The organism is Microcoleus sp. LAD1_D3 (genome assembly GCF_036702135.1).
In the GTDB taxonomy this organism is placed as follows: Bacteria; Cyanobacteriota; Cyanobacteriia; order Cyanobacteriales; family Microcoleaceae; genus Microcoleus.
In genome coordinates, this window is the sequence record NZ_JAUBSB010000096.1 from 1 (window position 1) to 15031 (window position 15031).

The window sequence follows — 15031 nt, forward strand, 5'->3', positions numbered from 1 at the left end:
GAGTTTGAAACGTTCTACACTAAGAACATTCTGCTTAACGAAGGCATTCGTGCTTGGATGGCTCCTACGGACCAACCCCACGAAAACTACATCTTCCCTGAAGAAGTTCTGCCTCGCGGTAACGCTCTGTAATCAGCGCGAAATATCAAAATTTCCAACATTTTAAAAGGGTAAGATAAAGCACTTTAGGCTTTACCCTTAATGCTTAAAAAGCTCCCGCCTGGTCGCGGGAGCTTTTTGTTTCTAGGATTCGCTCGAATTAGCGCCCTAAAAAAGTTGATTTTGTACAAAAACAAACTCTGCCTGCGGCTAGAACAACTTGTGTCTTTATATCTGGTGAACTCTCCTATCTGGCAAGAAATCGATCAACCTTTCCCTGCCGCCAGAGTTGCCATGCACCTGATAACCACACAGCCCGCCCGGATTCTGAAGAACATATCCGCAAATGGCTGAAACTGCGATCGCCCGATTGCTGTAGAGATCGATCAAAGACCTTGCAGCAGCAGTAATTTCACCCAATCTTGCAAAAATCTCAATTTGTATCCCCCCACTTCTAATTCCTTGTGTTATTCTAATAATTGTGACTACTAGAATGATACTCAGAACGCAAGTTCTTCTGGTAACGCTGGCAATGGCTAGCGCACAAATCATCACCTTAAATCTTGTATTTAGGTGATGTGCGTTCCAATATTAAGCCATTTAGCTAAACCTGGAGGTGATGCCCATGATAGAAAGTAGTAAACGCATGGGTCATCAGATTGGAAACTACCGGCTGTGCGCCGGGGCCGCTCACTAGCAGTCAGCCGTCGTCTCCAACGGGAAACGACTTCCACGGGGAACCAGGCTGAGCTAGGGATTCTCCCGGCAGTCAGGTTCTAATCTGAAGACCCGCTAGACCGCTCTCACCTCAAATAGTGTTAAATCTTGAGTATTAAAACTTGAGGCTCAACACTATTGGTGAGAGCGGATAGTTTTTGGTTAGGGTTTCTACAAGTGGGCAGTTAATCTGCCATTGCTAATCCCAAAGAAAAAAATTATGGCTGAGCTAATTAACAATACTGAAATTAAAGAGCGCGCCAGTCAATTGTCAGGGTGGACAATTGAAGGTAAACAACTGCGCTCTACCCGTTTATTTAAAGATTTTATCGAAGCGATCGTCTTTGTAAATAAGTTGGTCGCCCCCTCAGAAGCCGCAGGACATCACCCGGACATAGAAATCTCCTACAACAAAGTTACAGTTAACTTGACAACCCACGATGCCGGAGGCTTAACTGAGAAAGACTTTGCGCTAGCCCAAGAGATTTCTACGCTAGATTAAAAGAGTGCCCGTTGACCCCACAAGAGCCACTGCATCTAGCGACATTCCCCGATCGCCGAAAGCTCGCAAATAAAAAATCGACTTGGGGTTAAAATCGGGTTTGATACTCCCCACTGATGAATCAGGGGGATTCTTTACGTATACCATAAAGAGCTTTCAAAGGCGTTATCAAAGCACCTCTACCCACTCAATTTGGACGAATCCAAACTTTGCGTATACTTTTAACTTTTGTAGAGGCTTTCGGAGTCCATCACTTAGGCCAGATAGGTACTCCACATTTTGATATTTTTTGTCAGTTAAATAGGCTTCCTGTCTTTAGACAGTAGTGGCTTACTGTGCCGGAATCTCACTCCCGACTAAAATGTTTCAACACGTAGATAGTTGTTCTTACTCGTTACACTTATTATAGTATACTAATTCAAACTGTGCAAGCATTTTTAGGCGACGGTCGTCGCTGCCGCTTTCCTCCCCATGTCTAAAGCCAGGGGCTTCTCGCTCGTTTTTAGGTGAAAAAGTCTAGAGGCCCAACGTTCAATTTATAAAAGGCTATTCCCCATCATCCGAACATGATCGTATTTGAAAAGCCAGAGTTCAAGAACGAATCTGCAGCAGAAAAAACCGATCTGATAGAAAAGCTTTTAGATATTGGCGCGGCTCTGTCGAGCGCCCAAGATTTGGGCGAGTTGTTAAACTTAATTTTATCCAAAAGTAGGGAAATTACCTACAGCGATGCTGGCAGCGTTTACTTAGTAGATCACAGCGACGAAACATCTAAGCTGCTGTTTAAGGTAGCCCAAAACGCTTCTAAACCGAGCCTGTCGTTTAAAGAGTTTGCCCTGCCGCTGACAGACAAAAGTTTGGCAGGATACGTGGCAATTACAGGTCAAAGTTTGAACCTGTCTGATGCCTACGACTTACCCGCGGGCGTACCCTACCGGCTAGATACGAGTTTTGACAGGGATATTAATTACCGCACTTGCTCGGTAATGGTACTGCCGATGCAAAACCGACAGGGCGAGACAATAGGCGTACTGCAACTGATCAACCGCAAAACAAAGGCAGATACAGTGCTGACAGCAGACAATGCCTGGGAATCGACGCAGCAGTATTCGGAGTGGGAAGAAAGGATAGTTCGATCGCTCGCTTCTCAAGCAGCCATCTCGATCGAGCGCAATCAACTCCAAGACAGCATAGAACATTTGTTCGAGGGCTTCGTGAAAGCCTCGGTGCAAGTCATAGAAGCCAGAGACCCCTGTACCTACGGTCATTCAGAACGAGTAGCAGCCCTCACAGTACGCCTTTCAGAAGAAGTAAACACCGTCAGCAGCGGAGGACTGCGCTCTATTTACTTTAACAACCGCCAAATTCAAGAACTTCGCTACGCCGCCCTGCTGCACGATTTTGGCAAAATTGGAGTCGCCGAAGCAGTTTTGACCAAACAGAAAAAGCTCTACCCCGCACAGCTAGAAATCATTCGCCACCGCTTTGGCTTAGCTCAACGGACGATGGAAATGGAATGCGTCCAGTCTAAATATAAATACTTGCTGGAGCATTCCGCCTACCGAAAACACCCGATCCAGGAGCTAGAGTGCGCTCAATGCCAGGAAATCGAACAGCTAGACACTAAGCTAGCAGAGGCGAAAACCAGATTAGCAGAATACTGGGAAGTGCTGCTAGAGGCAAACGAGCCTCACATTTTGGCAGCAGAACCGCTAGCTCAACTGCGAGAAATTTCTCGACAAACTTACAGAGATATAGATGGGGCAAAGAAACCCCTGCTGAACCCAGACGAGATCGTGCAATTGATGGTGTCAAGGGGCAACCTGACGCCGGAAGAACGATCAGCAATAGAATTTCACGTAACTCACACTTACGAGTTTCTGAAACAAATTCCTTGGACAAAGGATCTAAAAAATGTTCCAGATATTGCTTACGGACATCACGAAAAACTCGACGGCACAGGCTATCCGCGAGGTTTAAACAAGTCAGAAATTCCAATTCAAGCACAGTTGATGACGATCGCCGATATTTACGACGCCCTAACAGCAGGCGATCGCCCCTACAAGCGAGCCCTGCACACAGATGCAGCAATGAAAATTTTGCGACAAGAAGCAGCTCACAACAAAATCAACGCTGATTTGTTAGAATTGTTCGATCATCGCCAAGTCTTTAGCGTCCTAGGGCACAGCTTGGAGGTTAAAGTCGAATCAGCCTAGACGAGTCGGGCGTGCTGTGCTAAAAAGTAAATAGGCGATCGGGCGCTATCTAGTGTCAGTCGTCAAATCAATCCACAACCCAAGCCGGGCCTGGTTTTGACGCAGTTGAGTACAGTTTAAAAAACAGGCTCTCTGCAGCCGTCAGTCACATCTATATACTCGGTCAGCCCGAAAGAATCAAAAGAAAAAGTGAATTTTAGGTCTCTTTTTAGAGTATGCTAGTTGAGCAACAACTGACCACATAGAAGACTAGAAAAGTTTCTCTGTAATCGGTGTGAGGATGAGAGTGAATATGTCGAAATTTTTGTGGAGTTACCTATTAATCAGCCCAGCAGTCTTAGGAGCTACCCTAGTAGTTTCTTCGAGCGCGATGGCAGCAGACGCTCAGCAGGCTGCTGATGCGCTCCAGCCCGCTGCCGCCAAAGCTGAAACCGCTGAAACCTCAGAAGCGAAACTCAATGCTTTAGCTGCTATTTCCGAAACAATCGCAGCCTCCGAGCCAGTCGAAGAAATTTCCGAAGTCGCTGGCAGCGAAACTCAGGCAGCGATTGCAGATGGGGCCCCGGCTGCAACTGATGCAACTGAAAGTGCGATCGTCGGAGCCAACGCAGCCCCTGCTGAGGCAAATCCCCAAGCGGCATCACAACCTACAAGTGAATCTTTAGCCGCAGTTGAGCCAACAGTCGCTCAACCAGTAGAAAATTCGGCCCCGGCAGCCCAACTAGAAATTCCAGCCCCGGCAGCTACCGCTCTCCCAGAGCAAATCGGTGCAGTTCAATTAGAAACTCCAGCCGCGGCAGTGGCAGAGTCGGCAGAACAAAGTTTGCCAAAAGCGGCTGAATCTTTAGCCCAAACTGCCGCACCACAAGAGCAAAACCCAGCCGCCACATTAGAACAGCTCAACGAGTACAGCAGCGAAGGTGCTGCCGGCGGCGAAACTGAAGGTCAAGTTACCTCAGTATCTCAACTTTCCGACGTGCGGCCCACAGACTGGGCCTTCCAAGCACTGCAATCCCTAGTCGAGCGCTACGGCTGTATTGCCGGGTATCCCGACGGCACCTTCCGCGGCAACCGCGCAATGACTCGCTACGAATTTGCAGCCGGTTTAAATGCTTGCTTAGACAAGGTTAGTGAGCTAATTAGAGGTGGCACTGGCAACTTCGCTACGAGAGATGACTTGGCAGCCCTCCAACGGCTCCAAGAAGAATTTGCAGCGGAACTGGCCACCCTGCGCGGTCGCGTCGATGCTCTGGAAGCTCGGACATCCGAACTCGAAGCCAACCAATTCTCCACCACTACCAAGCTGACCGGGGAAGCTATTTTCGCTCTCAGCGACGACTTTAGTAGCGACGTTAGCGTTTTTGGCAGAGACGGCGAAAGAATCGGCAGCAACAATAACGAAACTGTCTTCCAACAGCGGGTGCGTCTCAATTTAAATACGAGCTTCACCGGCAGAGACTTGCTGCTTACCAGGCTTCAAGTCGGCAACGGTCAAAAATTCAACCTTGGGGCTACCAGCGAAGGCACTCAAACTTGGAATTTTGTCGGCAGAACCGACAATGTTGTTGCCCTGGACACTTTGCTCTACAAGTTCCCGGTCGGTCAGCGGCTGAACGTTAGCCTGATAGCCAACGCTGGCGTGTGGGACGACATTATGCCGACTGTCAACCCTTACTTTGAAGACTTTGACGGGGGCAACGGGTCACTGAGCACCTTTGGACAGCGGAACCCGATTTATCGCTTGGGCGGTGGGTCAGGTATCGGCTTTGACTATGCCTTCGGTGGCAGGGGCTTGCTGGGCGGCGTGTTCGGCCCGACTTCTCTGTCCTTCGGTTATTTGGCGTCAAATGCAGCCAGTCCCGCTAGGGGTGCAGGCTTGACGAACGGCGACTACGCGGCGATGGGTCAGTTGACTTTTACCCCCGGACGCAACTTGCAAGTTGCTTTCAACTACAACCACGGTTACTTTAGCAGAGGTAACTTTGGGTTTGACAATGCTTTATCGAATGGGCCAGGCAGTCTCGGCGGTTTCACAGGTACCGGCGTGGCTAATTCTCTCAACGGTTTGAGCGAAGGCTTTGAGGGCTTCAATGCTCGCAAAGTTGTCAGCAACTCCTACGGTGCTCAGGCTTCGTTGCGACTGAGCCCGAGATTTATCCTTGGTGGCTGGGCCGGTTTAACCAATGCCCGCATTATCGGTATCGGCGATGCGAGAATTTGGAACTACGCTGTTACCTTGGCTTTGCCCGATTTAGGGAAAGAAGGCAACTTGCTAGGGCTCGTGGTAGGTCGTGAGCCTTACTTGGATAAACTTGAAGCTGCAAGCAGTTTGCGGAGCTTCCGCAACGATGATTCCTATCACGTTGAAGGGTTCTACAAGTTTCAGCTCTCGGACAACATTTCTGTTACTCCGGGCGTGATTTGGGTGACTAATCCTAATCAAGATGACCGTAATGATGACATCATCATCGGTACTCTGAGAACTACTTTCACGTTCTAAGAGCGGATTAGAGGAGCCAGGGGGAGGGGGGTCATACCCTCTCTGCTAGCAACTCTCAAGGCCCAGTTTAGCCCTGCCTGCAGCAGGGCTTTTTGGTTTGCGGGACAAAGGGGGCGCCGAGAATCTATTAAAATAAAAATTAAAAATTATTAGTCATAGACGCAGAAACCCGGTTTCTTGAGGTAATGCCGATCGTCCCAAGCATAAAGTGACGAAAGTCGATTAAGTTCAGTGGAAAACCGGGGTATAATAAAAGGTAAAGTGAGGAGTTAGAATTGGGAACTCAACATTGAGGAGAATTTTAACATCTGACTTCGGAGTTGATAATTCTGGTATTGGAAGCAATTATGGTAGAACTCTCCTGTAAAAGCGAATACGCAATCTTAGCTTTGCTGGAGCTTGCCGATTGCTACGAAGAAGGCGAGCCTCTGCAAATTCGCCAGATAGCGGCTCAGCAAAATATTCCCGATCGATATTTAGAGCAGTTGCTGGCTACCATGAGACGCTGCGGGCTGATTCGCAGTCAACGAGGAGCTAAGGGAGGTTATATTTTGGCGAGGGAACCCTGGAAAATAACACTCCTAGAAATTATCAACTGTCTCGAAGGCTCAGAGTTCGATCGCTCTGAAAAAGACTCGCCTGCTCAAACTGTAGAAAGTGCGGTGATTTGGGAAGTTTGGCAAGAAGCCCGATCGATTGCCAACTCAGTTTTGCAAAAATACACGTTACAGGATCTGTGCGAAAAGCGCAATGGCAGACGGCAGCTCGATATCATGTATTACATCTAGTTAAAATATTGCCAACTAGGAATTAACATTTACTTTCAACCACAAACTGACAAAGATTATGCGTATTGCTGGCGACATTACAGAATTGGTAGGGCGGACGCCCTTGGTGCAACTCAACCGCATTCCCCAAGCTGAAGGCTGCTTGGCTCGGATTGTGGTAAAACTCGAAGGCATGAATCCGGCAGCATCGGTGAAGGATCGCATCGGTGTCAGTATGGTCAATCAAGCCGAGGCCGAAGGACTGATTAGTCCAGGCAAAACGGTTTTAGTGGAACCGACTTCTGGCAATACCGGAATTGCTCTGGCAATGGTGGCGGCGGCTAAGGGCTACCAGTTGATTTTGACCATGCCTGATACGATGAGCACGGAACGCCGATCGATGCTGCGAGCTTACGGGGCCCAACTAGAACTGACTCCCGGAATTGAAGGCATGAGTGGCTGCATCCGCCGCGCTCAAGAAATTGTGGACAAAACTCCCAATGCGTATATGTTGCAGCAGTTTCGGAATCCAGCGAACCCGCAGGTTCACCGCTCAACAACGGCTGAGGAAATTTGGGAAGATACAGACGGCGAGGTGGATTTCCTGATTTCGGGAGTCGGCACGGGCGGTACGATTACCGGTGTCGCAGAGGTGATTAAGTCGCGGAAACCCGAGTTTAAGGCGATCGCCGTTGAGCCGGCTAACAGTCAGGTACTGTCGGGCGGAAAGCCAGGGCCTCACAAAATTCAAGGTATCGGTGCTGGTTTTGTGCCGCCGGTGCTGAATGTGGATTCGATCGACGAAATTATAGTTGTTACGGATGACGAGTCGATCGCCTACAGCCGTCGCTTGGCCAGAGAAGAAGGACTTTTGTCCGGTATTTCCAGCGGTGCGGCACTATGTGCGGCCGTGAAAGTCGGCAAGCGTCCCGAAAATGCAGGGAAATTGATTGTGATGATTCAGCCTAGCTTCGGCGAACGCTATCTCAGCACTCCCTTGTTCCAAGATCCAGAACTCAATCTGGCGATGGCCCTCAACTAGGTCAGCCTCCAGCCCAAGTCGCAGAAACTGCCCGCAGGGCGTACACTGTACGCCCTGCTTGGCTTTTTAGCTTAAAGAATGGCGATAGATTGTAGCTGCCTCGATGGCGATCGAGGCAAAATTTCTGAGGGGGCTTTTTTGTGAATCGCTTTCGGCGCGTTAGCGAAGCGGCCGGTAAACGCTTTTGTCGCGAAGGAAGAGAAAAGAAAAGAAGGAGCTAACAATTGGTGGGAGGAGCGCTATGTGAGTCCCCAATGTCGATCGGCTTCCCACTTCAAAAGCATCAATGTTTTTCTAAAATAGATTTATGATAAGTTGAAAACTGAGGTTTTTTACTTACAATTTTTGACATTTATATCATATAAATACTTAAAAAATTAGCAAATAATGATATTTTTGTCAAGCACTTTTTCACAGATTATCCAGATTTCAAGGAAATAACAGCGTGTCTTCCGTTACCAATCACTACAAAACCCTAAAGATTAGCCCAACCGCAACACAAGCCGAGATTAAACAAGCATACCGCCGTTTAGTCAAATTATTTCATCCAGACAGCCGCAGCGACACAGCGGGTCACGAAGAAATTGTCCGCCTCAATGCAGCCTATGAAATATTAGGAGACGCCCAGCGCAGACAATCTTACGATCGCCAATTTTCCCAGCCAAGCCAACAGCAATCACCAGTCGCACCAAACGTCACCCGCCAGCAAAAACAAACAGCACGGGAAGCCGACGAACAAATGGAACAGTGGCTGATTAAAGTATACAAACCCGTCAATAAAATGCTCAACAGCATCTTGAAGCCGCTTAAAAAGGAAATAGACGAATTGTCCGCAGATCCGTTTGATGACGAACTGATAGAAAAGTTTCAACTTTATATCGAAACCAGCCGCGAATTTCTCAAAAAAGCTCATAAATTTCTTACATCGATGCCCAATCCATCTAATGTAGCCGGAGTTGCGGCCCATCTTTACTACTGCATCAATCAAGTCGGAGACGGAATAGAAGAATTGCAGCTATTTACCCTCAATTATGACGATCGCCACTTGCACACCGGTCAAGAACTGTTTAGAATTGCCGCCAGACTGCGGCGGGAAGCGCAGGATGAATTAAAATTTAAAAGTTAAAAAAGCAGATTGTTCCCTCTTCCCTCTTCCCTCTTCCCTCTTCCCTCTTCCTTCTTCCTTATTCCTGACATCCGTTACATCCGTTACAGAATCCGTTGCCGAACTTCCCTCTTCCCTCTTTCAAATTCCAAAAAGAACTTGAATTCGCTTGCGAATTTTAATAAAAGGAGTTTGTTCCAGAGAGTCGTCATCTAACAATCCCAAATCTCTCAAAGCTTGCTGGCGTTCCGACAATTTTTGAGCAATCTGATCGGCTAAATTGGGTTGTTCTCTTAAAAGTTTTTGCAAATCGTGACGTTCCACCACAAACAAAATTGCATCTTCGCTAGTTTTAACAGTCGCCGTTCTCGGAGTTCCCAATAGCAAAGATATTTCCCCAAAAAACTCGCCCTCGTGAAGGGTAGCAATATACTGACCGGCTTTTTGAGAAAGAACTTCTACAGTACCAGAAAGAATAATATAAAAAGAATCCCCAGGATCATTTTCTTTACATACAACCTGTCCCGCTGGAAACAGTTGTCGGTAGCCGTATTCAATTAACTGTCGCAGTTCTAAATCCGTACACTGTTCAAAATAAGTTACTCGTCGCAACAAATCTCGGAGCGTCCAATTATTGGGGGATTTAGGCGCTGGAGTTTTAGGTTCAGAAACGGTGGAATTAGATTTTAACTCGGCTGAATGTTTAGCATTATGCGGAAAATTTTTTCCGTTGGAATTATCGTCTTTGTTATGGTGAAAAAGTTGAGTTAACTCTTGCGGGTTTCGCAGCCACAAATCCCGCTGGGGAAAGGGAATTTCGATGTTTCGGTGGCGCAATTCGTAATCTATTAAAAAATTTACTGCGCTTTTAATAGCATCGCTTTCCTGTGGCTGATCAATCCAAACTAAAAGTTCAAAATTTAAAGCGTTATCTCCAAAACCGTGAAACCATACTTTAGGAGAAGGATGGGACAAGACATTCGATTCCATCCGCGCCGCAATTAATAGCGCTTCCGTAACTATTACTGGGTCAGATCCGTAAGCAACGCCGACGGGGATGTGGAGGCGGCATCTGGGGTCTCTATAACTCCAGTTAATAATGTTAGTTTCGACAAACTTAATATTTGGTATGATTACAAATAGACCGTCAATTGTTTTAATAATTGTAGAGCGGATCGAAATAGTTTCTACTGTTCCTAATAACTTGTCTATTTCAATAAAGTCTCCGACTCTAATTTGGTGTTCAAATAGGAGGGTGAGACCGCTGATAAAGTTGCTGGCGAGATTTTGCAAGCCAAAGCCGAAACCAATGCCGACAACCCCAGCTAAGACGGTGAGAGAAGTGAGGTTGATGCCGGAACCTTGCAGGACGAATATACAGCCAATAGAGGCTAAAATATAGCTAATGATCGTAGAAATTGCTTCTCGACTGCCGCGATCCAATCCCATCCGAACTAGCAGGCTGCGCTTGATTCCTTCACTGATAATCTTAGCTATAATCAAGGCAAATATAGCTAAGATTATCAGTTTGACGATCGCACTGATGGACAGATGAGTGTCCCCGATATAGAATAGCGGGGTTGTCATCGCACCCGATAAATGTTCAAAAAAGCGATCGGCTCGTGCAGTAATCGAATTCATTAATATGGGGTAATGGGTAATGGGTGATTGGTAAGGGGTGATTAGTTTTGAGCGCAACTTAACCCCAAACTGCTAACTATTGCAGGGCCAAGACTAAACACTCGAAATTTCGGGCGCGCACTGTTACAGGTGCGGGTCGATGGCACTCTCAAAGACTCGTAACTGATGGGTTAGCAACTGATGGCGAGAAACTGTTTTGTAGCGGTATTTTCTGCCGGATATCTGTGTTGTGGCGTAAAATGGGCCCTGCAGCTCGATCGAGCGACGACTTGTTGCCAATATTTGGAAAATTGGTAGAAATTCATGTACAGCACCCTCAAATAATCGAAAAATTCCAGCAAAAATTAGTTTATCCTTAAGAAGTAAGTCCTTTACAGAACTTAACAAGCTTACCCTACTTGACTTTTATGCAGTGCATCATCAATCGTCGGGCACAGTTTTCGGCGAGTCACCGGTACTGGCTACCGGAGTTGAGCGAAGTCGAGAACTTTGAGCGTTTTGGCCCAACTGCCCGCGCACCGGGGCACGGACACAATTACGTCCTTTACGTTTCCATGATAGGCGAACTCGACGAGTACGGCATGGTGCTCAACCTGTCTGATGTCAAGCACGTCATCAAGCGGGAAGTTATCAAGGATCTCGATTTTTCCTACCTTAACGAAGCGTGGCCGGAATTTGAGCAGACTCTGCCAACTACCGAAAACATAGCACGGCAAATTTGGCTGCGGCTAGCCCCTCATTTACCTTTGAACAAAATTCAATTGTTTGAACACCCCGAACTTTGGGCTGAATATTTAGGAAACGGAATGGAAGCTTATCTAACTCTGTCCACTCATTTTAGCGCCGCCCATCGGTTGGCTCGTCCTGATTTGACTTTTGAAGAAAACTCCGAAATTTATGGCAAATGTGCTCGTCCCAACGGTCACGGTCACAACTATCATTTAGAGGTGACTGTTAAAGGGGAAATTGATGCCCGGACTGGCATGATTGCTGATTTGGGAGCTTTGCAAAAAGCCGTTGACGATTATGTTGTTGAACCCTTCGATCACACTTTTTTAAATAAGGATATTGCTTATTTTGAGAACGTTGTGCCGACTGCGGAGAATATTGCTGTTCGGATCGGGCAATTATTGCGATCGCCCGTTCGGGAATTGGGCGCAGAGTTGCACAAGATTAAGCTGGTTGAAAGTCCGAATAATAGCTGTGAAATTTACGGTGCTGATTTAGAGGAAGTGGCGGTTGAACATCAGCAGCCGGAAGCGGTTTTAGCTGCGGTTTAGAGTTAAAAATCGGGTCGGTTGGGGCGGGTTCACCCGGATAGTTGGCTAATTGTGCAGATTGGTGAAGCCACCCCTCCCAGCCTAATGATGATTCCGAGAGTTATCCAACCGCATGAGGCGCGAGAATATATCCTTTCATCCAAGTTACACAGCCAGAATTACTGGCAGTTTTCCTGAAAAGTCAGACTCCGCGCGTATTTTGGAGATAGTAAGTCAGCATTCCTCATGTCAGCTATTCTAACTGCTGAGACGATGAGGTCGATCGCCCGATTGCTGACAACCAAGCACTAATTTCTCCTAAATGAGTTGACGTTTATGCGCGTCTCTAATCTAGCTCTCTTGAGTCTGGCTGCCCTCGCATCCCACAATTTAACTGCTAATACTAGCGCCAATCCTGCTGCACATCCTATTTCTCCTCAGACACCGCAGGCTAGCAACTTTGTTGATGCGGTAAATAATACTGAATCGCGTCGGGCTGAGTCAATTAGCGAGCCTGAGACGATCGCCCACGAACAATTTTCCCCAAATACTACCGTATCCCGTCGGGCTGAGTCAATTAGCGAGCCTGAGACGATCGCCCACGAACAATTTTCTCCGCGAATTGCTGTAAAATCGCCGACAGGTTTGCTGGTAGCGGCCGCTCAACCGGAGTTATCCGCTGCTGCCAAAACCAAGGCGAATACTCCTGCTTCATCCGGCGATGAACTAACAAAATCTTTACAAGAAACCTGGCTGGCGAAACTAATCGAAACCGGGGTTGAAAGCAATCCTCAAGTTCGCGAGGTTTTCGCTTTTATCTCCCCGCCTACTGGCAGTTCTGAATCTGGATATGGTTTTAATAGTACCATAACTTTGCTCAATATTTTACTAATCCTTGGTACTGTATTTCCACCAGTGACAATTGCATTTTTTTGGATGATGCGACGGCTGATCATCAAACACTTGGTTGCTGATGCCAATAAACGATTGCAAGGCATTGGTGTATTGGAATCAGAACTCATAAATTCTAGCCAACTGACTCAAAAGTTGAGGAATGAATTAGAAGCGCAAATGGGTGCAGCTAAACAATCCCTTGATTTTTTAACTAGAGAAACTGAACTTTCCAAATCTTCCGTCGAGCAAATTGAGACTCTCAAATCTCAATTTATCATGCACCTGCAAGTTTTGCGGACAGAAGTTGACGAGAAAAAATCTCAAATTGTTCAAGAAATTTCCCAAGTTCCCGCAGTTGTTGCCAAAGAAGCTCTCAAAGTCGCACATCAACCCCCATTAAACAATTCCCCAACTTCGCAAACTGCACCTGCTAGCAACGAAAATTTGATTGCTGACGATTATATCAAGCAAGCCGAAGGGCTTTATTTTCAAGGCAATTATGATGAGGCATTAGTCTGCTTGGAAAAATCTATTTTAGCTAATAATAATTTGGAGGAGGCTTGGTATTGGCGCGGAAATGTGTTAATAAGATTGCAGCGCCCGGAAGAAGCACTCGCCTGTTACGACCAAGCAATATCGATTAAACCGGATAACTACGAATTGTGGTATAATAAAGCGCATTTACTCGGCAAATTGCACAGGTACGAAGAGGCGATCGCCTGTTACGAGCGAGCAAGTTTGAGCGAATCTCGAAAATACGGTTGTTGGCACAGTATAGCGGCTTTGTTGGGTAAATTGCAGCATTACGAAGAAGCGATCGCAAGTTACGATCGCGCCCTCGCTATCAAAGCAACCGACAGCGAAGTTTGGCACAACCGAGGCGCGATGCTGGGCAAAATACAGCAGCACGCAGCAGCAGTCGATTCTTACGATCGCGCTCTTGAACTCAATCCCAAGAGATATGAAACTTGGTACAATCGAGGCAATATGCTGTGGAGACTGCTCCGCTACAGCGATGCTATTGATTCTTATGATCGGGCGATCGGCATCCGGCCCGATAAATACGAAGTTTGGTACAATAGAGCCGCTGTGCTCGGAAAAATGCAGCGATATCAAGAATCGATCGAATCCTACGACAAAGCAATCGCCCTTAAACCGCAGGATTTTGAAGTGTGGCACAACCGAGGCGCAGCTTTCGACAAACTCTCGCAGCACGAAGCAGCAATTGCCTCTTACGAATCAGCAATTACCTTTAATTCGGAGTGTTACGAAGCTTGGTTTGGTAAAGGCGAATCTTTGGCCAAGTTGCAGCGCAATGAAGAAGCGATCGCAGCTTATGAGAAAGTGATTGCTATTAAGCCCGATTCCTACGATGTTTGGCACCACTTGGGCACAGCTTTGTCTAAATTAAAGCGGTATGAGGAAGCAATGGCAGCTTACGATAGAGCTATTGCCATCAAGCCAGAAAATGCCGAAGCTTGGCGTGATCGAGGCGCAATTATATCGGAATTAAAACAGGATACAGAAGGAAAGGAATCGGTTGAACAAGAAACTTAAATTCAGCAAAAATCCCGTTGTTTAAAATCCATAGGTGTCACGTAATCGGAAATCGCACCCTAATTTTAAATTAGTAAGGGATGAGAATAAACCGCCTGTATATCGAGAGCAAGTTTTGCAAACACCCTCAGATTTAACTGTATTAATAGTTGGCTATCAACCATCCCTACAGTTATTGACGAGTATTTAACGCGACTTGATAGGGGTCAGTTAAATGCTTGTTGTATAAAGTTTGTTATCTAAAGTTGTCCTCTTTTTGCCGCTCCGTTTGGGGCGGTTTTTTTATGGTAAATTTAGGTAAGCTGCAAACAAGGAGAATAGTTATATGTCTGTTCAGCTTCAAAAACGGTTATTTACAGTAAAAGAATATCATTTGATGAGTGAGGCGGGTATTCTCTCGGAGGGCGATCGGGTAGAACTTATAGAAGGAGAGATTGTTAAAATGGCTGCAATTGGTACTCGTCATGCAAGTTCTGTTAAGCGTCTCACAAGGCGTTTCAGCCTCATTCCAGAAGATCGGGCAACTCTGGGCGTCCAAGACCCTATCCAGTTGACGGAGCGCACTGAACCTCAACCGGATGTTGTATTGCTGCAACCTCGTCCTGACTACTAAGTAAGTCGGTGGGAAAGTTTATAACTATGTAACAAAAAATTAAGTAACCAGCTCGGAGCTAAATTTAATGCGTATTGTAGGGTAGTTTCCTTTTTTTCCTCTAGCTTCTACCCCATTAA

At 46.7% G+C, this 15031-nt stretch carries 13 protein-coding genes and 2 pseudogenes; 10 read left to right on the plus strand and 5 right to left on the minus strand.

Annotated features, from left to right (window positions below; all coding sequences use genetic code 11):
- Positions 1-132, plus strand: a pseudogene (locus tag QUA74_RS28105) (photosystem II D2 protein (photosystem q(a) protein)); the annotation flags it as partial.
- Between the two features lie 195 nt (positions 133-327).
- On the opposite strand, the gene QUA74_RS28110 reads toward QUA74_RS28105, so the two are convergent.
- Entirely contained in the window at positions 328-651 is a 324-nt protein-coding gene (locus tag QUA74_RS28110) for a hypothetical protein (RefSeq protein WP_333335684.1), read from the minus strand.
- A gap of 385 nt (positions 652-1036) precedes the next feature.
- Here QUA74_RS28110 and QUA74_RS28115 point away from each other — a divergent pair, with 385 nt between their 5' ends.
- The gene (locus QUA74_RS28115) at positions 1037-1318 is read left to right on the plus strand and encodes a 4a-hydroxytetrahydrobiopterin dehydratase (protein ID WP_333335687.1); all 282 of its coding nucleotides are present in this window, start codon (positions 1037-1039) and stop codon (positions 1316-1318) included.
- On the opposite strand, the gene QUA74_RS28120 is transcribed toward QUA74_RS28115, so the two are convergent.
- A complete protein-coding gene (locus QUA74_RS28120) occupies positions 1310-1465 on the minus strand; it encodes a hypothetical protein (RefSeq protein ID WP_333335690.1) in 156 nt (51 codons plus the stop codon). The genes QUA74_RS28115 and QUA74_RS28120 overlap by 9 nt on opposite strands.
- A gap of 419 nt (positions 1466-1884) precedes the next feature.
- Here QUA74_RS28120 and QUA74_RS28125 point away from each other — a divergent pair, with 419 nt between their 5' ends.
- The 5 genes from QUA74_RS28125 to QUA74_RS28145 all read left to right on the plus strand — a co-directional run bounded on the left by QUA74_RS28125 (position 1885) and on the right by QUA74_RS28145 (position 8969).
- Positions 1885-3534 carry an HD domain-containing phosphohydrolase gene (locus QUA74_RS28125; RefSeq protein ID WP_333335693.1) on the plus strand — a complete coding sequence of 550 codons (1650 nt, stop codon included), beginning with the start codon at positions 1885-1887 and terminating at the stop codon, positions 3532-3534.
- A 292-nt stretch (positions 3535-3826) separates the two neighbouring features.
- A complete protein-coding gene (locus QUA74_RS28130; protein WP_333335696.1) occupies positions 3827-6034 on the plus strand; it encodes an iron uptake porin in 2208 nt (735 codons plus the stop codon).
- Positions 6035-6381: 347 nt separating this feature from the next.
- On the plus strand, positions 6382-6822 hold the full coding sequence (locus QUA74_RS28135) for an Rrf2 family transcriptional regulator (protein WP_242716025.1): 441 nt from the start codon (positions 6382-6384) through the stop codon (positions 6820-6822).
- Positions 6823-6880: 58 nt separating this feature from the next.
- Entirely contained in the window at positions 6881-7843 is a 963-nt protein-coding gene (gene cysK, locus QUA74_RS28140) for a cysteine synthase A (protein WP_333335699.1), read from the plus strand.
- Between the two features lie 445 nt (positions 7844-8288).
- Complete coding sequence (locus QUA74_RS28145) at positions 8289-8969, plus strand: J domain-containing protein (protein ID WP_333335701.1); 681 nt, start codon at positions 8289-8291, stop codon at positions 8967-8969.
- A 120-nt stretch (positions 8970-9089) separates the two neighbouring features.
- Here QUA74_RS28145 and QUA74_RS28150 read toward each other — a convergent pair whose 3' ends face one another.
- The gene (locus QUA74_RS28150) at positions 9090-10589 is read right to left on the minus strand and encodes a cyclic nucleotide-binding domain-containing protein (protein WP_333335704.1); all 1500 of its coding nucleotides are present in this window, start codon (positions 10587-10589) and stop codon (positions 9090-9092) included.
- A 123-nt stretch (positions 10590-10712) separates the two neighbouring features.
- Positions 10713-10976 carry a hypothetical protein gene (locus QUA74_RS28155; protein ID WP_333335707.1) on the minus strand — a complete coding sequence of 88 codons (264 nt, stop codon included), beginning with the start codon at positions 10974-10976 and terminating at the stop codon, positions 10713-10715.
- A gap of 20 nt (positions 10977-10996) precedes the next feature.
- Here QUA74_RS28155 and QUA74_RS28160 point away from each other — a divergent pair, with 20 nt between their 5' ends.
- On the plus strand, positions 10997-11869 hold the full coding sequence (locus QUA74_RS28160; protein ID WP_333335709.1) for a 6-carboxytetrahydropterin synthase: 873 nt from the start codon (positions 10997-10999) through the stop codon (positions 11867-11869).
- Positions 11870-12027: 158 nt separating this feature from the next.
- On the opposite strand, the gene QUA74_RS28165 is transcribed toward QUA74_RS28160, so the two are convergent.
- A complete protein-coding gene (locus QUA74_RS28165) occupies positions 12028-12153 on the minus strand; it encodes a hypothetical protein (protein WP_333335712.1) in 126 nt (41 codons plus the stop codon).
- Between the two features lie 31 nt (positions 12154-12184).
- Here QUA74_RS28165 and QUA74_RS28170 point away from each other — a divergent pair, with 31 nt between their 5' ends.
- Together QUA74_RS28170 and QUA74_RS28175 are read left to right on the plus strand one after the other, a co-directional pair.
- Entirely contained in the window at positions 12185-14299 is a 2115-nt protein-coding gene (locus QUA74_RS28170) for a tetratricopeptide repeat protein (protein WP_333335715.1), read from the plus strand.
- A gap of 325 nt (positions 14300-14624) precedes the next feature.
- Positions 14625-14909 (plus strand): annotated as a pseudogene (locus tag QUA74_RS28175) (Uma2 family endonuclease); the annotation flags it as partial.
- Between the last annotated feature and the right edge of the window lie 122 nt (positions 14910-15031).

Bases quoted from the DNA above. Each gene is read 5' to 3' on its own strand.
- QUA74_RS28135 (WP_242716025.1), top strand. From the start codon at position 6,382: ATGGTAGAACTCTCCTGTAAAAGCGAATACGCAATCTTAGCTTTGCTG.
- QUA74_RS28170 (WP_333335715.1), top strand. From the start codon at position 12,185: ATGCGCGTCTCTAATCTAGCTCTCTTGAGTCTGGCTGCCCTCGCATCC.
- QUA74_RS28150 (WP_333335704.1), bottom strand. From the start codon at position 10,589: ATGAATTCGATTACTGCACGAGCCGATCGCTTTTTTGAACATTTATCG.
- QUA74_RS28110 (WP_333335684.1), bottom strand. From the start codon at position 651: ATGATTTGTGCGCTAGCCATTGCCAGCGTTACCAGAAGAACTTGCGTT.
- QUA74_RS28160 (WP_333335709.1), top strand. From the start codon at position 10,997: ATGCAGTGCATCATCAATCGTCGGGCACAGTTTTCGGCGAGTCACCGG.
- QUA74_RS28120 (WP_333335690.1), bottom strand. From the start codon at position 1,465: ATGGTATACGTAAAGAATCCCCCTGATTCATCAGTGGGGAGTATCAAA.
- QUA74_RS28125 (WP_333335693.1), top strand. From the start codon at position 1,885: ATGATCGTATTTGAAAAGCCAGAGTTCAAGAACGAATCTGCAGCAGAA.
- QUA74_RS28115 (WP_333335687.1), top strand. From the start codon at position 1,037: ATGGCTGAGCTAATTAACAATACTGAAATTAAAGAGCGCGCCAGTCAA.
- QUA74_RS28130 (WP_333335696.1), top strand. From the start codon at position 3,827: ATGTCGAAATTTTTGTGGAGTTACCTATTAATCAGCCCAGCAGTCTTA.
- cysK (WP_333335699.1), top strand. From the start codon at position 6,881: ATGCGTATTGCTGGCGACATTACAGAATTGGTAGGGCGGACGCCCTTG.